Here is a 17,739-nt window from a genome sequence, read left to right as displayed (position 1 = left end):
CGCTTACTGAGCTTGAATCAATTTGCTTTCAGCGACGCCAGCGCGGCCTGTCTTGTCGTCGACGACTTGCAGGTTGTTGCGCGCCTTGATGAAGCCCACTTTCACTTCCTGCCAGACAAAGTAGTTCTTGCCGGCTTCTGCGGTGAGTTTCAATTCCGAATCGTTTTCCGCCGAAGACACCAGGGTCTGTTGACCGGCCGGGACGGATAGCATCAGGTAAGACTTGGCGACGGTCTGCCCTACCGGCTTGCCATTGAGTGCCACCGGCATTTTCACGCCTGCCCCCATACTCTCGTTGCGATAAACGTAGATATTGGCTTTGTCCGGGGTGACCTCGAAGGTCTTGGCCTGAGCGTCCTGGCTTTCATCAGCCATTTTTACCGAAGCACAACCACCGGTCAGAGCGGTCAATGCCAGCAAAGCGGTGAAGGTTAATTGCTTGAACATCCTGTATCTCCATTGTTTTGATGAGTCCAACAACGGTTATCGGCCGTGCCCAACAAAACATTGAATCTCTATGGCGTCAGCTTGCGCGTCAGCCATTCAATCAACGTAACCGCCCCGCAGATTTTGATCGTTCCCACGCTCTGCGTGGGAATGCAGCCCGGGACTCTCTGCGTCCCATCCAGAGCCGAACGCGGAGCGTCCGTTGAGGCATTCCCACGCGGGAGCGTGGGAACGATCAGTTACATCGCTCAGCCTGGATCGAGGTTATCCAGTACGCGGTTTACTGCGAGTTCTCCCAGCATGATCGACTGTTGAATCCCCAGCAGTGTGTTGCACTGCGATCCTTGCAGAAACCTCGCGAAATCACTCGCCATGACATTCGCTGATGCCAGCGATTCACAGGCGTACTCCAGCAAGGTCTGGTTGTCGATATCGGGAGCGATGAGGAAGATTGAGCTTGGTTGGCGTGGAGCGTCCAGATCGGTGCCCGGTGGGTTTGCTGTTGTATTGGTCATAATTCGGTCCAAAAAAGTGGAGCCGTCACCGAGTCGCTACTACACAAAAGGGTGGCAGCTGTGCGCAGGTTAGTAGACCGGGGACACGAGAAACCGGCGCGCCCGAAGGCGCCCTGCGCACTGCTGCCATCAAGTGCAGGTATGAAATACCTGACTGTCAGGAGCGCAAATGCGCCTCGTTAATCCACGGGCTACTAAACCCGATCACTGGAAATCAGTGACGCGAATCAAGTTACCGATGACCCCAAAAGCGCACAAGTCGGCGGATTCTGGAGTAGTTGTAGGCAATGCCGCAAGGCGCTGTAGCCTGTTCAAGGTAGTTCGGAAATGTCCTACGCCCTTCAGCGAAGCGTCCGCTATGGCATTAGTAACTGCTCCTTTTTTGGTGAGCTTGCGGACGCTTTCGCGAGCAGGCTCGCTCCCACAGGGATTTGCGGTGTGAACCGATTTTTGTTCCACCACCTATCCACTGTGGGAGCGAGCCTGCTCGCGAATGACTGCGAAGCAGTCACGCCCTCAGCGGCTCAACCTTACGCGTCAACAACTCAACAAACGCCTTCGCCATCGGCGACTTCTGATCCTTACGCTGCACCAGCCACACCGCCGACACGGCCTCAGGATCGAGCAGAGGCCGATAGACCACACCATCGATGCGCATCCGCTGATAAGACGCCGGCAGCACCGACACTCCCAGCCCCGCTGCCACCAACCCGATAATCGTCATCGCCTCCCCGGCCTCTTGCGCAAAGTGCGGACTGAAACCGGCATCCCGGGCCAGGCTGAGCAATTGTGCGTACAGACCACTGCCATAGCTGCGCGGGAAAAATACGAAGGGCTCGAGCGCCAGAGCTGACAGAAACAAGCCTTCCTCGCTATCGCTCACTAACGGATGCTTGGAGCTGAGCACCGCCACCAGTGGCTCACGCATCAGCTCCACCACGCTGAGCGAGTCCGGCAGCCCAAGCGGTCGCATGATCCCGACTTCAATCGACTCATCCACCAACGCATCGGCGACCTGGGTGCTGCTCATCTCCCGCAGGTTCAGGTGCACCGCCGGGAATCGCTGACGAAATGAAAAAATCGCCTGAGGGATCGTTGAGTTGAACGGCGCCGACGAGGTGAAACCAATCTTCAGTTCGCCCAACTCACCCAACTGCGCCCGCCGTGCCACGTCTGCCGCTTTATCGACCTGCGCCAGCACCAGCCGCGCCTCTTCCAGAAACAGCCGGCCGGCTTCACTGAGCTCGACCCGACGATTGGTCCGCTCGAACAACCGCGCGCCCACCTCCTGCTCCAGCGCCTGAATCTGCTGGCTCAAAGGTGGTTGCGAGATGCCCAGCACCTGAGCGGCGCGGCCAAAGTGCAACTCTTCGGCGACAGCAATGAAGTAGCGCAGGTGACGCAATTCCATGAAAACTCCATTAGGTCGTTAAACCTATCAAACAGGTCGAACAATATATTGGATTGAATCATTAGGCAGCTATATGCTTTTTTCATTGCCTGACCGGCTGCGCCCTCCGAGGTCCGAAGTGAAAACTGCTGTCGCTCCACTTGCCCATGAAGTTCCGCCCGCAGTGGTGGACGATGTTGTCGCCGAACTGAAGGAGATCTACATAGAAAAAGGCACGCCGATGTTCATGCGCACGGTGCTGGCGCTGTTCTCCGGCGGCTTCGCGACCTTCGCTCTGCTGTATTGCGTGCAGCCGATGATGCCGCTGCTGTCCCACGAGTACTCCATCAATGCGGCGCAGAGCAGCCTGATCCTGTCGGTGGCCACCGGCATGCTCGCCATCGGTCTGCTGATCACTGGCCCGATCTCCGACCGTGTCGGACGTAAACCGGTGATGGTCGCCGCGTTGTTCGCCGCCGCGCTCTGCACTATCGCCAGTTCAATGATGCCGAGTTGGCACGGCGTGTTGGTAATGCGCGCGTTGATAGGCTTGTCGCTGAGCGGCTTGGCGGCGGTCGCCATGACTTACCTGAGCGAAGAGATCCACCCGCAGCACATCGGCCTGGCCATGGGCTTGTACATTGGCGGCAACGCGATTGGCGGGATGTGCGGACGCTTGATCACCGGCGTGTTGATCGACTTCGTCAGCTGGCACGCGGCGATGCTGGTGATCGGCGGCCTGGCCATGATCGCAGCAGCGGTGTTCTGGAAAATCCTTCCCGAGTCGCGCAACTTCCGCGCCCGTTCATTGCACCCGCGCAGCTTGATTGACGGCTTCACCATGCACTTTCGCGACGCCGGCCTGCCGCTGCTGTTCCTTGAAGCCTTCGTGCTGATGGGCGCGTTCGTCACCCTCTTCAACTACATCGGTTATCGCCTGCTGGCCGAGCCGTACCACATGGATCAGGCCTTCGTCGGGCTGCTCTCGGTGGTGTATCTGTCGGGCATCTACAGCTCAGCGAAAATCGGCGCCCTGGCCGACAAACTCGGTCGGCGCAAAGTGCTGTGGGCGACCATCGTGCTGATGATCGCCGGCCTCGCCCTGACCATGTTCACGCCGCTGCCGGTCGTGATCATTGGCATGCTGATCTTCACCTTCGGCTTCTTCGGCGCCCATTCGGTGGCCAGCAGCTGGATCGGCCGCCGAGCTATCAAGGCCAAAGGGCAAGCATCGTCGCTTTATCTGTTCAGCTACTACGCCGGGTCGAGCATCGCCGGTACTGCCGGGGGCGTGTTCTGGCATTTGGGTGGTTGGAACGGGATCGGGCTGTTCGTTGGCGGATTGCTGGTGATTGCGTTGCTGGTGGCGTTGAAACTGGCGAAGTTGCCAACCTTGCCCGGCAATCAACCCGCCTGAACTAGAACGTCATGCGCTTAAGTATCCTGCGCCCGCACATCTCGTGTTTGATGACCGCCGAGATGTGCACCGCCACCAGTATCAACAACACCGCACAGGACCAAACATGGACAGTAAAAAACCTGTCGATCCAAGTTTGATCTTCCAGTGGCTGTGGAATTAAAATCAGGTCGAACACATTAATTGCGCGATCCATCATTAAAATCCCGGTCACAAGAACAACACTCGTTACCAGATAAATAAACTTGTGCATCAGGCACGCCACGTGGTCCATCCGTGTTTTGTTCGCAGCGTCATCGGCACACGAATGAATAACAACCAGATAAACTCTCACTGCAAAAACCGGAATAAACAAAGCGGTCACCGAAACATTGACAAATCCTACCCAGGCCTTTGTTTGCGGCAACACATCAACGACAGATACATAGAATCCGGACAATAACGCCCATAAAATCACTCCCGCCGAAAGCCAGTGCAACAGCACCTGCCCTGGCGAATAACCTACTCTTCTCATCACACTCACCAACGTTAAATTAGTGGCGCGATTACAATTAGTTATCGACAGACCGTCAAGACAACCATCTATGACTAAATACTGCATTCAGTAAGAAATTGAGAACACTGACCCGCGAAAGTTATCCGCACCCAACAAATAACAAACTACCGCAACGATAAAGTCGATATTTAGAATAATAAAGAAATAACAAGAAGAACTCTAATTACTGATTGCCACCCGATTTATCGCCCCGGGCAGCAATCGAGAGAAGGTCTTACTCGTGATACTGCGCCGACAGTTCATGCACCGCGCGCAGGAAGGCGCCAGCGTGTTCCGGGTCGACTTCAGGCGTGATGCCATGGCCGAGGTTGAACACGTGGCCGCTGCCCTTGCCGTAGCTGGCGAGGATGCGGCCAACTTCGGTGCGAATGGCTTCTGGCTTGGCGTAGAGCACGGTCGGGTCCATGTTGCCTTGCAGGGCGACTTTGCTGCCGACACGTTGGCGGGCTTCGCCAATGTCGCAGGTCCAGTCCAGGCCGAGCGCATCAGCGCCAGCGTCGGCAATGCTTTCGAGCCACAGACCGCCGTTCTTGGTGAAAAGGATGACCGGCACCTTGCGCCCTTCGTGTTCGCGGATCAGGCCGCTGACGATTTTGCGCATGTAGGCCAGGGAGAACTCCTGATACGCCGCCGCCGAGAGGTTGCCGCCCCAGGTGTCGAAGATCTGCACCGCTTGCGCGCCGGCCATGATCTGGCCGTTGAGGTAGCTGGTGACCGACTGTGCGAGCTTGTCCAGCAGCAGGTGCATGGCTTGCGGGTTGTCGTAGAGCATGGCCTTGGTCTTGCGGAAGTCTTTCGACGAGCCGCCTTCGACCATGTAGGTGGCCAGGGTCCATGGGCTGCCGGAGAAGCCGATCAGCGGCACGCGGCCGTTCAGTTCGCGGCGGATGGTGCTGACCGCGTCCATGACGTAGCCGAGGTCTTTGTGCGGATCAGGAATCGACAGGGCTTCGATGTCAGCCATCGTGCTGATGACTTTCTTGAAGCGCGGACCTTCACCGGTTTCGAAGTACAGGCCTTGGCCCATGGCGTCCGGGATGGTGAGGATGTCGGAGAACAGGATCGCCGCGTCCAGTTGTGGATAGCGGTCGAGCGGCTGCATCGTGACTTCGCAAGCGAACGCCGGGTTCATGCACAGGCTCATGAAGTCGCCGGCCTTGGCTCGGCTGGCGCGGTATTCCGGCAGGTAGCGACCGGCCTGACGCATCATCCACACAGGCGTGACGTCTACGGGTTGCTTGAGCAGGGCGCGAAGGAAACGGTCGTTCTTCAGGGCAGTCATGTCGGCATCCGGAAAAAAAGTGCGGGCATTTTCTCAGAGCGCGACGCAAAAGGCACGGCAAGAGCCGCGCCTTTTGTCTATCGGGTCAATTTGTCGCGGTTGAATTGCGATTTTCGCAACACCTCAAAACAACTGTGGGAGCGAGCCTGCTCGCGAAGAGGGCTTCACATTCAACATCTCTGTTGGCTGATCCACCGCTTTCGCGAGCAGGCTCGCTCCCACATTTTGACCGTATTGCAGATCAGGATCGCAGTTAGACGCCCAGGTAATCCAGGATCCCTTCGGCGGCATTGCGGCCTTCGAAGATCGCCGTTACCACCAGGTCAGAACCGCGAACCATGTCGCCACCGGCGAAGATTTTCGGGTTGCTGGTCTGGTGCTTGTACTGAGCTTGTTCCGGGGCCACAACGCGGCCCTGGCTGTCGGTCTGGATGCTGTGCTGCTCGAACCACGACGCCGGGCTCGGACGGAAACCGAACGCGATGACCACGGCGTCGGCCGGGATGATCTCTTCGGAACCCGGAATCGGCTCAGGGCTGCGACGGCCACGGGCGTCCGGCTCGCCGAGACGGGTCTCGACCACCTTCACGCCTTCGACGCGGTCTTCACCGACGATCGCGATTGGCTGGCGGTTGTAGAGGAATTTCACGCCTTCTTCCTTGGCGTTTTTCACCTCTTTGCGCGAGCCCGGCATGTTCGCTTCGTCACGACGATAAGCGCAGGTCACCGACTTGGCGCCTTGGCGAATCGACGTACGGTTGCAGTCCATCGCCGTGTCGCCGCCGCCCAGCACCACAACCTTCTTGCCTTTCATGTCGACGAAATCTTCCGGCGACTTTTCAAAGCCCAAGTTGCGATTGACGTTGGCGATCAGGAAGTCGAGCGCGTCGTGCACACCAGGCAAATCCTCACCGGCAAAGCCGCCCTTCATGTAGGTGTAGGTGCCCATGCCCATGAACACGGCATCGTATTCTTCGAGCAGTTGCTCGATGGTCACATCCTTGCCCACTTCGGTGTTCAGACGGAACTCGATGCCCATGCCGGTGAAGACTTCGCGACGATTGCTCAGCACAGTCTTTTCCAGCTTGAACTCGGGGATGCCGAAGGTCAGCAGACCGCCGATTTCCGGGTTCTTGTCGAACACCACCGGGGTCACTCCACCGCGTACCAGCACGTCGGCACAGCCCAAACCTGCCGGGCCTGCGCCGATCACTGCAACACGCTTGCCGGTCGGTATGACCTTGGACATGTCCGGACGCCAACCCATGGCGAACGCGGTGTCAGTGATGTACTTCTCGACCGAACCGATGGTCACCGCGCCGAAGCCGTCGTTGAGGGTGCAGGCACCCTCGCACAGACGATCCTGCGGGCACACCCGGCCGCACACTTCCGGCAAGGTGTTGGTCTGGTGCGACAGCTCGGCGGCCTGGAGGATGTTGCCCTCGGCTACCAGTTTCAGCCAGTTGGGAATGAAGTTGTGCACCGGGCACTTCCATTCGCAATACGGGTTACCGCAACCCAGGCAGCGGTGGGCCTGGTCGGCCGACTGCTGGGGTTTGAACGGTTCGTAGATTTCCACGAACTCTTTCTTGCGTTGACGCAACAGTTTCTTCTTCGGATCTTTGCGCCCGACATCGATGAACTGGAAGTCGTTATTCAGACGTTCAGCCATTGTTAAAACCTCATCAAACTCTTCAGGCGCATATCACTGCGGGTTGGCACGGGTGCTGGAAAGCAACGATTTCAGGTTGGCAGCCTTGGGCTTGACCAGCCAGAAACGACGCAGATAGTCGTCGAGGTTTTCAGCGAGGTTACGACCCCACTCGCTGTCGGTTTCCTCGACGTATTCGTTCAGCACGCGTTGCAGGTGGCTGCGATAGGCTTCCATCGCCTCACCGCTGATCCGCTGGATTTCCACCAGTTCGTGGTTAACCCGGTCAACAAAGGTGTTGTCCTGGTCGAGCACGTAGGCGAAACCGCCGGTCATGCCTGAGCCGAAGTTGTAACCGGTCTTGCCCAATACGCAGACGAAACCACCGGTCATGTACTCGCAGCAGTGATCGCCCGTGCCTTCCACCACGGTGTGAGCACCGGAGTTACGCACCGCAAAACGCTCGCCCGCGGTACCGGCGGCGAACAGCTTGCCGCCGGTGGCGCCATACAGGCAGGTGTTGCCGATAATGGCACTGTCCTGAGTCTTGTAGACGCTGCCCTTTGGCGGAACGATGACCAGTTTGCCGCCGGTCATGCCTTTGCCGACATAGTCGTTGGCGTCGCCTTCCAGGTACATGTTCAGGCCGCCGGCGTTCCACACACCGAAGCTCTGACCGGCCGTCCCTTTGAAGCGGAAGGTGATCGGCGCATTCGCCATGCCTTGGTTGCCGTGTTTACGAGCGATTTCTCCGGAGATCCGCGCGCCGATCGAACGGTCGCAGTTGCAGATATCCAGGGCGAAATCAGCGCCGCTCATGTCGTTGATGGCCGAGGTGGCCATGTCGACCATTTTCTCGGCCAGCAGGCCTTTGTCGAACGGTGGGTTGCGGTCGACCTGGCAGAACTGAGGCTTGTCCGCCGGGATGTGATCGCTGCCCAGCAATGGCGTCAGGTCCAGGTGTTGTTGCTTGGCGGTCTGGCCTTCGAGGATGTCCAGCAGATCGGTACGACCGATCAGCTCTTCGAGGGAGCGCACGCCCAGCTTGGCCAGCCACTCACGGGTTTCTTCGGCGACGTAGGTGAAGAAATTCACCACCATGTCGACGGTCCCGATGTAGTGATCCTTGCGCAGCTTCTCGTTCTGAGTCGCGACGCCAGTGGCGCAGTTGTTCAGGTGGCAGATGCGCAGGTATTTGCAGCCCAGCGCGATCATTGGCGCGGTGCCGAAGCCGAAGCTTTCAGCGCCGAGGATGGCAGCCTTGATCACGTCGAGGCCGGTTTTCAGGCCGCCGTCGGTTTGTACCCGGACTTTGCCGCGCAGGTCGTTGCCACGCAGAGTCTGGTGGGTTTCGGCCAGGCCGAGTTCCCACGGAGCGCCCGCGTATTTGATCGAGGTCAGCGGCGATGCACCGGTGCCGCCGTCATAGCCGGAGATGGTGATCAAGTCCGCGTAGGCCTTGGCCACACCGGCGGCGATGGTGCCGACGCCCGCTTCTGCAACCAGCTTCACCGAGACCAAAGCCTTCGGATTGACTTGTTTCAGGTCGAAAATCAGCTGCGACAAGTCTTCGATCGAATAGATGTCGTGGTGCGGCGGCGGCGAAATCAGGGTCACGCCCGGCACTGCGTAACGCAGCTTGGCGATCAGACCGTTGACCTTACCGCCGGGCAGTTGACCACCCTCGCCGGGCTTGGCGCCCTGAGCGACTTTGATCTGCAGCACTTCAGCGTTGACCAGGTATTCCGGGGTCACACCAAAACGGCCAGTCGCAACCTGTTTGATTTTCGAGCTCTTGATGGTGCCGTAACGCGCCGGGTCTTCGCCGCCTTCGCCGGAGTTGGAACGCGCACCGAGGCGGTTCATGGCTTCGGCCAGGGCTTCGTGAGCTTCCGGCGACAAGGCGCCGAGGGAGATGCCCGCGGAGTCAAAGCGCTTGAGCACCGATTCCAGCGGTTCGATCTCGCTGATGTCCAGCGGCGTGTCCAGGGTTTTGACCTTGAACATGTCGCGGATCATCGACACCGGACGGTTGTCCACCAGCGCCGTGTATTCCTTGAACTTGCTGTAGTCGCCCTGCTGCACAGCGGCTTGCAGGGTGTTGACCACGTCCGGGTTGTACGCGTGATATTCGCCACCGTGGACGAACTTCAGCAAACCGCCCTGCTGGATTGGCTTGCGCGGGCTCCAGGCTTCGGCAGCCAGGGCTTTCTGCTCGGCTTCGATGTCGACGAAACGCGCACCTTTGATGCGGCTCGGAACGCCACGGAAGCTCAGGTCGCAGACTTCTTCGGACAGGCCAATGGCTTCGAACAACTGCGCACCGCGGTACGACGTGATGGTCGAGATGCCCATCTTTGACAGAATCTTCAGCAGGCCTTTGGTGATGCCTTTGCGGTAGTTCTTGAACACCTCGTAGAGGTCGCCCAGCACTTCACCGGTGCGGATCAGGTCGCCCAGCACTTCGTAGGCCAGGAACGGATAGACCGCCGAGGCGCCGAAACCGATCAATACCGCGAAGTGGTGCGGATCGCGAGCCGTCGCGGTTTCCACGAGGATGTTGGAGTCGCAACGCAGGCCTTTTTCGGTCAGCCGGTGGTGCACCGCGCCGGTGGCCAGGGAAGCGTGGATCGGCAATTTGCCCGGGGCAATGTGACGGTCACTCAGCACGACCTGAGTACGACCGGAGCGCACCGCTTCTTCAGCCTGATCGGCGACGTTGCGGATCGCCGCTTCGAGGCCGACGCTTTCGTCGTAGTTGAGGTCGATGATCGCGCGCTCGAAGCCCGGACGATCGAGGTTCATCAGCGAGCGCCACTTGGCCGGGGAAATGACCGGCGAGCTGAGGATCACGCGCGAGGCGTGTTCCGGCGACTCCTGGAAAATGTTGCGCTCGGCACCGAGGCAGATCTCCAGCGACATGACGATGGCTTCACGCAGCGGGTCGATCGGCGGGTTGGTGACCTGCGCGAACTGCTGGCGGAAATAGTCGTACGGCGTGCGCACGCGCTGGGACAGCACGGCCATCGGCGTATCGTCGCCCATCGAGCCAACGGCTTCGTAGCCTTGCTCGCCGAGCGGACGAAGCACCTGATCACGTTCTTCGAAAGTGACCTGGTACATCTTCATGTACTGCTTGAGCTGGTCGACGTCGTAGAACGCCGAACCGTGGTCGTTGTCTTCCATGGTCGCCTGGATGCGCAGGGCATTCTTGCGCAACCATTGCTTGTACGGATGGCGCGACTTCAAGCGGTTGTCGATCGCATCGGTGTCGAGGATCTGGCCGGTTTCGGTGTCCACGGCGAAGATCTGACCCGGGCCAACGCGGCCCTTGGCGATCACGTCTTCAGGCTGGTAGTTCCAGACACCGATTTCCGAGGCCAGGGTGATGAAACCGTTCTTGGTGGTGACCCAACGCGCCGGACGCAGACCGTTACGGTCGAGCAGGCACACTGCGTAGCGACCGTCGGTCATTACCACGCCGGCCGGGCCGTCCCACGGTTCCATGTGCATCGAGTTGTATTCGTAGAACGCACGCAGGTCCGGGTCCATGGTTTCGACGTTCTGCCACGCAGGCGGAATGATCATCCGCACGCCACGGAACAGGTCGATACCACCGGTGACCATCAGCTCAAGCATGTTGTCCATGCTGGAGGAGTCAGAACCGACACGGTTGACCAGCGGGCCGAGTTCTTCCAGATCCATCAGATCATTGGTGAACTTGGTGCGACGGGCCACGGCCCAGTTGCGGTTACCGGTAATGGTGTTGATCTCGCCGTTGTGGGCGAGGAAGCGGAACGGCTGAGCCAGCGGCCATTTCGGCAGGGTGTTGGTCGAAAAGCGCTGGTGGAACACGCAAATCGAGGTTTGCAGGCGCTGGTCGCTGAGGTCTGGATAGAAGGCGGTCAAATCCGCCGGCATCATCAGGCCTTTATAAATGATGGTCTTGTGCGAAAAGCTGCAGACGTAGTGATCGGCGTCGGCGGCGTTGGCCACGGACGAGCGACGACGGGAGGTGAACAGCTTGACGGCCATGTCCTGATCGCTCAGGCCATCACCGGCGATGAACACTTGTTCGATCTGCGGCAGGCGCTCAAGGGCCAGGCGGCCAAGGACGCTGGTGTCGATCGGCACTTTGCGCCAGCCGACGAGGGTCAGGCCAGCAGCGAGGATCTCGCGGTTCATGTTCTCGCGAGCAGCTTCGGCTTTGACCGGGTCCTGGTTGAAGAAGACCATGCCCACGGCATATTGCTTGGGCAGTTCGACGCCGAAGGTTTCCTGGGCGATCGCTCGCAGGAACACATCCGGCTTTTGAATCAGCAGACCGCAACCGTCACCGGTCTTGCCGTCGGCGTTGATCCCACCGCGGTGGGTCATGCAGGTCAGGGCCTCGATGGCCGTTTGCAAAAGGGTATGACTGGGCTCGCCCTGCATATGGGCTATCAGGCCGAAACCGCAGTTATCCTTGAATTCATCTGGTTGGTACAGACCTGCTTTCATAGACACTTTCTCACCAGGCTGCCTCTTATCGAGGCAAATTTCTTTTCAATTCAGCCAGTTACCATCCACGCCGAACGTACGCCAGCTTTGCGGGGGCAAAAGGGAGGTCATTGTACACACCGACACAGAGGCTCACAAATTTGACGACGAAATGTCGCAAATCTATGTCGCATTTGTGAAAGGTTTAAAGCGATATGCTGTGCTAGTCAAAACTTTTTTAATTTTGACCGCAACGACTCAAAGACTACTGTGACGCAGACACCACAAGGCACGCGGCCCAGGGTCTGTTGGTGCTTGCTGACGAACCGCGTTGTGATGCCAACGTGCGCGGGGCAAGGCGCGGGATGCTGCCAATGGCACTTCCCTTGGCAAATCCCGCAACGCAGCCTCGCGCATGTTGGCGCGCAACGCGGTCGTCAGCAAGCGCCAACAGACCCTAAAGGCGGCATGCACTTGTAGAAATTTTGAGGTGCCGGGAGAGGCGGCCTGGGTAAGGCCGCCGAATCTTCAGCGAGCTGTTGCCAGTTCCTGTTGGACGCTGGCGACAGAGCGAGGCCAAGGTTTACCAGCCTGAACCTTCGCTGGCAAGGCCTTGATGGCGCTAACGGCTGCATCGCGGTTGGCGAAGCTACCGTAAGTGATGACGTAAAGCGGCTTGCCGTTAAGGACTTTCTTGAAATAACGGTACTCGCCGCCCTGCTCCTTGACGAAGGATTGCGCAGCCGCTTCAGAGCTGGTGCCGAGGATCTGCACCACGTAGTTACCCGGCGCTTGCGCTGCGTACCAGGTGCCGCCGGCGGCCTTGGCCACGGTGGTTGGTTTCTCGGCAGGTTTGGCGGCAGCGGCGGCTGGCTTGGCTGGCGCTGGAGCCGGCTTCACGGCAGGCGCAACCGGGGCTGGCTTGGCAGTCGCCACCTGAGTCGGCGCAGGCTTGGCAGCTGGCGTCGGTGCAGGGCCGGCCGACAGACCGGCTGGAGGCGCGGTGGTGGTCACGGTCGGCGGTGTAGCGCTCGAACCTTCGACCGGCACGCCATCATCGCCCTCAGTGATGCCACCGGCAGCTTCGGCCAAAGGCTTGCGCATGACCGGCTGCGAGTTGCCGACCAGCGGCAACGGCATCGGTTGCGAGTTACCGGCGAATTCGACGGCAGGCGCGCCGCCGCTGTTTGGTTGTGGCGTGCCCTGGCCGAGCGGCAGTTGCGCCTGCTCGTTGGCAGGCGCGCCAGTGGTCGGTGCTTTGCTGCGGCCCGGCATCAACCAGGCGGCGGCTACCGCGACCACGACAACGGCGGAAATCGCCAATACGTGTTTCTTCGGCATGTTGAACCCCATACTTGGACGCTTCACCGCTGAGCGGCTGGCAATCATGGCTTCGATCATTGCATCGCGGGCAACCTGGTTGATGGTGCCAGGCCAACCGTCGGAGCTTTCGTGAATATCAGAGATCTGATCTGCGGTGAAAAGTTCGATACCCCGGCCGGCGCCTTCGAGCCGCTGGTCCAGATATTCGCGGGTTTCTTCTTCGGTGTAAGGCTGCAGCTCGATGACGTGGAAACGCTCTTCCTCGAGGCTCAGCGCCTCCAGTTGAGCAATCAGCGACGACTCACCGAACAGGAACACATGCGGGCGACCTTCCGGTGCACCGGCGGCCAGGGCCAGCAAGGCTTCCAGCGCGGACTCGTCGAGTTGCTCGGCGTCATCCACCAGCAAATAAACTTCCTGCCCCGTCAGTGCAAGCTGCACCACTTGAGCCAGAATCGCGCCGATTTCGGCCTGGGCAACGTTCAGCGCCTGAGCCACCTGACGCAGCACACCGGCCGCATCACCGGCGCCACGTGCGGAAACCACCACACTCTGCACCGACTGTTTGTTGGTGCTGGCCACCAGGGCCTGACGCAACAGCGTCTTGCCACTGCCTTGCGGGCCGGTGACGACCAGCAGCAACTGACTGTAGCGTGCCAGGTGATGCAGTTGTCCCAGCACCGGTTTGCGCTGGGCCGGGAAGAATTTGAAGCCAGGCACCCGTGGAGCAAAAGGGTCATGACTCAACTGGTAATGGCCGAGGAAAGCCTCGTCGGCGTGCAAACTAGTCATCGGGATCTTATTAACCTTTAAGCTGAGCCAGAGCGCGGTAATCCGCTCCCAGCGTGGCCTGTAAAACCTCTTTCGGATAATCGTCGGTCACCACCGCTTCGCCCATGTGGCGCAGCAGCACCAGGCGCAAACGACCGTCGATCACTTTCTTGTCAATTGCCATGTGTTCGAGAAAATCGGCTTCAGTCATCTCTTCAGGCGGGATGACCGGCAGGCCGGCACGCTGGAACAGACGAATGCCGCGATCGCGCTCTTGCTCGCTGATCCAGCCCAGGCGCGCGGACATTTCCAATGCCATTACGGTGCCAGCAGCAACCGCCTCACCATGTAGCCAGACACCATAGCCCATGTGAGTTTCGATGGCGTGGCCGAAGGTGTGACCCAGATTGAGCGTGGCCCGAACTCCGGTCTCCCGTTCGTCGGCACCCACCACCGCCGCCTTGGCTGCGCAAGAGCGCTCGATGGCGTAAGTCAGGGCAACCTGGTCCAGGGCGCGCAGGCGATCGACGTTTTCTTCAAGCCAGGTCAGGAACGGCTCGTCGCAGATCAGCCCGTATTTGATGACCTCGGCAAGCCCGGCGGACAGTTCGCGGGCCGGCAGGGTACTGAGGGTAGCGGTATCAATCAGCACCACGTTCGGCTGATAGAAAGCGCCGACCATGTTCTTGCCCAGCGGATGGTTGATCCCGGTCTTGCCGCCCACCGATGAGTCGACTTGCGACAGCAGCGTGGTCGGGATCTGGATGAAATCGACACCACGCTGGTAGCAGGCGGCCGCAAAACCGGCCATGTCACCAATCACACCGCCACCGAGGGCGATGACCGTGGTACGGCGGTCGTGCCGTGCGGTCAGCAGACCGTCGAAAATCAGTTGCAGGGTTTCCCAGGTCTTGAAGGCTTCGCCGTCGGGCAACACCACGGAAACCACCGAGAACTGTGCGAGGCTGCGGGTCAGACGCTCGAGATAGAGCGGCGCAACGGTCTCGTTGGAGATGATCGCCACTTGCCGTCCGCGAATATGCGGGGCCAGCAGCTCAGGCTGATCCAACAAACCTTCGCCAATATGAATCGGGTAGCTGCGCTCGCCTAGATCGACCTTGAGTGTCTGCATGTGTCCCCACAGTGAAGATGGAATCAGGCGTCCTGCCTTGAGTTAACGAATGTCCACGGCGTCTGCTGGTGTGACGCCGTTCGGTAGCCATCCGCCACAACCTTGAGCGGCCATGACAGGACGCCGAGGATAGCGCATTTCGCGCTGCGCTTTAACGGGGAGGTAGCTGCTGCAAGCGTTCGAGAATATCGAGCACGACCATTCGCGGCGGCCGCTCATCGGTTTCCACCACCAGATCGGCAATTTCCCGATAAAGCGGATCGCGGATCGCCAGCAGATCCCGAAGGGTCTTGGCCGGATCGGCAGTACGCAACAGCGGTCGATTGCGATCACGGGAAGTGCGGCCCACCTGCTGCTCGACAGACGCATGCAGATAGACCACCCGCCCCCCGGCGTGCAGCGCCCGACGATTGGCCTCGCGCATCACCGCGCCGCCACCAGTCGCCAGCACTACGCCGTCGCAGCCGCACAGCTCGGCAATCATTGCCTGCTCGCGGTCACGAAAGCCCGGCTCGCCTTCTTTATCGAAAATCCACGGGATATTGGCGCCCGTGCGCAATTCAATTTCCTTATCGGAATCTTTGAACGGCAGGCGCAGCTCTTTGGCCAGCAACCGGCCGATGGTGCTTTTTCCAGCCCCCATCGGTCCAACAAGAATCAAATTTCGCACAGAATCAATGACTCACAGCAATCGCCTGGTTATTCATGATACGCGGAGTGAGAAATACCAGCAGCTCGGATTTTTTCTCCGAAACCACGTCACGCCGGAAAAGGCGGCCAAGATACGGCACATCACCGAGAAATGGCACCTTATCTACAACCTTGCTCTGAGTATTTGAGAAAACCCCGCCAATCACGATGGTCTCGCCGTCGTTGACCAGGACCTTGGCATTGACCTCGTTTTTCTTGATCGGCGGTACGTCCTGCACCTTGTTCAGGTAGTCCGGCTCGTCCTTGGTGACCTTCACTTCCATGATGATCCGGTTGTCCGGAGTGATCTGCGGCGTCACTTCCAGAGACAGCGAGGCCTCCTTGAACGACACCGAGGTGGCGCCGCTGGAGCTGGCTTCCTGATAGGGAATCTCCGTGCCCTTGAGGATTTTCGCGGTTTCCTTGTCCGACGTGACCACCTTGGGCTGCGAGACAATTTCGCCGTTGCCGGTCTTCTCCATGGCCGTCAGCTCAAGATCCAACAGCACATTGTCGGTGATGAAGGCGATGCCGAGCCCCGAGGTGTTGGCGGCGGTGCCCAGGTCGACGAATGGCGAGTTGGTGCTGGTGCTGCCAGGCGTACCGATGGTCGACGATGCATTAGCCCCATTATTGCTGACGCCCGAGGTGTTCCAGTTGCCCTTGTTCTGCAACGAGCCGCCCCAGCGCACGCCGAGGCTTTTGTCATAGTCGACGTTGGCTTCGACGATGCGCGCCTCGATCATTACCTGACGCACCGGGATATCCAGTTGCGCGACGATACGGCGCAGTTCGTCGAGGCGATCCTGGGTCTGGTAGGCAATGATGTTGTTGGTCCGCTCATCCACCGTGATCGAGCCCCGCTCGTCGGCTTTTGCCTCGGCACTGGTCACCGACTGGAACAGCTTGGCGATATCGGCAGCTTTGGCGTAGTTGACCTGCAACAGTTCGCGACGCAGGGGCGCCAGGTCGGCGATTTGCTTCTGCGATTCCAGCTCCTGACGCTCTCGGGCAGCGATTTCATCGGCCGGCGCCACCAGCAAAACGTTACCGATCTTGCGTTTGTCCAGGCCCTTGGTTTTCAACACCAGATCCAGCGCCTGATCCCACGGTACGTTCTGCAAACGCAGCGTAATGCCGCCCTGCACCGTGTCGCTGGCCACCAGATTGAGATTGGTGAAATCGGCGATCAATTGCAGCACCGAACGCACGTCGATGTCCTGGAAATTCAGCGAGAGCTTTTCACCGGTGTAGGCGAAACGTTCAGTGTTGCGTTTCTGCAAGTCATCGACGGTCATCGGCCGGATGCTGACGGTCAGCTTGTTGTCGGTCTGGTAAGTCGAATAGTCGAAGGCGCCACTGGGCTCAATGCTGATCGTGGCCCGATCGCCCGTGGCGCTGGCGTTGACGAACTGCACCGGCGTGGCGAAATCCTTGACGTCCAGACGTACGCGCAACGGTTCAGGCAATTGGGTATTGGCGAAACCGAGGATGATCTTGCCGTCGCGCTCCTGAATGTCCGGGGCAATGGAAGGATCCGACAGATCGACGACCACATTGCCTTCGCCCTGAGTACCGCGCTGGAAATCCACACCCCGGATGGCCTTACCCACCGGCGCATAGGCTTTCGCCGGGGCTGGCGTTGCAGTCGCGGCGCGCTGCGTTTTGGGCGCTGGGCTGGAGGCCGTTTTGTTGGCGCCTTGCCCGACCACCACGAACAGATTGTTGCCTTCGACCCGTGTGTTATACGGGGTCAACTGGGTCAGATTGATGATCAGTCGCGCACGGTCCTTGGCTTCCACCACCGTGGCGCTGCGGGCGTTTCCACCGCCGAGGTCACGATTTTTGCTTTTTAGCTGACTGACGACGCCGGGCAGATCCAGCGCAATCCGTGCAGGCGATTCCGTGGTGTAACCGTGGGGCGGCGGTGGTGGCCCATCGAACGACAACTTCAACTCGACGCGGTCCCCCGGCAACGCCGCGACATCCAGCGCTTTGAGGTTGGCCGCTAGTACCATCGGCGACAGCAACGCTATCCATAGCGAAATACCGAAGGTTGAGAAAATCCTGTTCATTATTCGAGTTC

12 protein-coding genes are annotated in these 17,739 nt (G+C 59.4%); 1 reads left to right on the top strand and 11 read right to left on the bottom strand.

Features of this window, described 5'->3' with window-relative positions; translation table 11 throughout:
• Positions 1-3: 3 nt before the first annotated feature.
• The 3 genes from ACYZTW_RS02950 to ACYZTW_RS02940 form a co-directional block, all read right to left on the bottom strand.
• On the bottom strand, positions 4-447 hold the full coding sequence (locus ACYZTW_RS02950; RefSeq protein WP_462003666.1) for a DUF2846 domain-containing protein: 444 nt from the start codon (positions 445-447) through the stop codon (positions 4-6).
• Positions 448-695: 248 nt separating this feature from the next.
• Positions 696-962 carry a DUF6124 family protein gene (locus ACYZTW_RS02945; RefSeq protein WP_462003665.1) on the bottom strand — a complete coding sequence of 89 codons (267 nt, stop codon included), beginning with the start codon at positions 960-962 and terminating at the stop codon, positions 696-698.
• Positions 963-1,470: 508 nt separating this feature from the next.
• The gene (locus ACYZTW_RS02940; protein ID WP_462003664.1) at positions 1,471-2,373 is read right to left on the bottom strand and encodes a LysR family transcriptional regulator; all 903 of its coding nucleotides are present in this window, start codon (positions 2,371-2,373) and stop codon (positions 1,471-1,473) included.
• A gap of 163 nt (positions 2,374-2,536) precedes the next feature.
• Between ACYZTW_RS02940 and ACYZTW_RS02935 the strand changes: the two genes are divergently transcribed.
• Positions 2,537-3,769, top strand: a complete 1,233-nt coding sequence (locus tag ACYZTW_RS02935; RefSeq protein ID WP_462005693.1) for an MFS transporter — start codon at positions 2,537-2,539, stop codon at positions 3,767-3,769.
• A gap of 1 nt (position 3,770) precedes the next feature.
• Here ACYZTW_RS02935 and ACYZTW_RS02930 read toward each other — a convergent pair whose 3' ends face one another.
• The 8 genes from ACYZTW_RS02930 to pilQ form a co-directional block, all read right to left on the bottom strand.
• Entirely contained in the window at positions 3,771-4,283 is a 513-nt protein-coding gene (locus ACYZTW_RS02930) for a cytochrome b (protein WP_462003663.1), read from the bottom strand.
• 256 nt (positions 4,284-4,539) lie between these two features.
• Complete coding sequence (gene hemE / locus ACYZTW_RS02925) at positions 4,540-5,607, bottom strand: uroporphyrinogen decarboxylase (RefSeq protein WP_462003662.1); 1,068 nt, start codon at positions 5,605-5,607, stop codon at positions 4,540-4,542.
• Between the two features lie 253 nt (positions 5,608-5,860).
• The gene (locus tag ACYZTW_RS02920) at positions 5,861-7,279 is read right to left on the bottom strand and encodes an FAD-dependent oxidoreductase (protein WP_462003661.1); all 1,419 of its coding nucleotides are present in this window, start codon (positions 7,277-7,279) and stop codon (positions 5,861-5,863) included.
• Between the two features lie 33 nt (positions 7,280-7,312).
• Positions 7,313-11,758, bottom strand: coding sequence for a glutamate synthase large subunit (gene gltB, locus ACYZTW_RS02915; protein ID WP_462003660.1), 4,446 nt, complete (start codon positions 11,756-11,758; stop codon positions 7,313-7,315).
• A 507-nt stretch (positions 11,759-12,265) separates the two neighbouring features.
• A complete protein-coding gene (locus ACYZTW_RS02910) occupies positions 12,266-13,852 on the bottom strand; it encodes an AAA family ATPase (protein WP_462003659.1) in 1,587 nt (528 codons plus the stop codon).
• Between the two features lie 10 nt (positions 13,853-13,862).
• The gene (gene aroB, locus ACYZTW_RS02905; protein ID WP_462003658.1) at positions 13,863-14,963 is read right to left on the bottom strand and encodes a 3-dehydroquinate synthase; all 1,101 of its coding nucleotides are present in this window, start codon (positions 14,961-14,963) and stop codon (positions 13,863-13,865) included.
• A gap of 151 nt (positions 14,964-15,114) precedes the next feature.
• Positions 15,115-15,633 carry a shikimate kinase AroK gene (gene aroK, locus ACYZTW_RS02900; protein WP_010464421.1) on the bottom strand — a complete coding sequence of 173 codons (519 nt, stop codon included), beginning with the start codon at positions 15,631-15,633 and terminating at the stop codon, positions 15,115-15,117.
• A gap of 4 nt (positions 15,634-15,637) precedes the next feature.
• On the bottom strand, positions 15,638-17,728 hold the full coding sequence (gene pilQ, locus ACYZTW_RS02895; RefSeq protein ID WP_462003657.1) for a type IV pilus secretin PilQ: 2,091 nt from the start codon (positions 17,726-17,728) through the stop codon (positions 15,638-15,640).
• Positions 17,729-17,739 lie beyond the last annotated feature (11 nt).

The sequence above is a fragment of the Pseudomonas sp. LB3P25 genome (assembly GCF_054897985.1).
Note: the sequence above shows the minus strand (reverse complement) of the source record. Positions and strands in the feature narration are given on the sequence as shown.

What these genes read in the sequence shown, in the direction of transcription:
- ACYZTW_RS02940 (WP_462003664.1), bottom strand. Translation starts at nt 2,373, where the DNA reads ATGGAATTGCGTCACCTGCGCTACTTCATTGCTGTCGCCGAAGAGTTG.
- ACYZTW_RS02920 (WP_462003661.1), bottom strand. Translation starts at nt 7,279, where the DNA reads ATGGCTGAACGTCTGAATAACGACTTCCAGTTCATCGATGTCGGGCGC.
- gltB (WP_462003660.1), bottom strand. Translation starts at nt 11,758, where the DNA reads ATGAAAGCAGGTCTGTACCAACCAGATGAATTCAAGGATAACTGCGGT.
- ACYZTW_RS02945 (WP_462003665.1), bottom strand. Translation starts at nt 962, where the DNA reads ATGACCAATACAACAGCAAACCCACCGGGCACCGATCTGGACGCTCCA.
- ACYZTW_RS02910 (WP_462003659.1), bottom strand. Translation starts at nt 13,852, where the DNA reads ATGACTAGTTTGCACGCCGACGAGGCTTTCCTCGGCCATTACCAGTTG.
- hemE (WP_462003662.1), bottom strand. Translation starts at nt 5,607, where the DNA reads ATGACTGCCCTGAAGAACGACCGTTTCCTTCGCGCCCTGCTCAAGCAA.
- ACYZTW_RS02930 (WP_462003663.1), bottom strand. Translation starts at nt 4,283, where the DNA reads ATGAGAAGAGTAGGTTATTCGCCAGGGCAGGTGCTGTTGCACTGGCTT.
- aroB (WP_462003658.1), bottom strand. Translation starts at nt 14,963, where the DNA reads ATGCAGACACTCAAGGTCGATCTAGGCGAGCGCAGCTACCCGATTCAT.
- ACYZTW_RS02950 (WP_462003666.1), bottom strand. Translation starts at nt 447, where the DNA reads ATGTTCAAGCAATTAACCTTCACCGCTTTGCTGGCATTGACCGCTCTG.
- pilQ (WP_462003657.1), bottom strand. Translation starts at nt 17,728, where the DNA reads ATGAACAGGATTTTCTCAACCTTCGGTATTTCGCTATGGATAGCGTTG.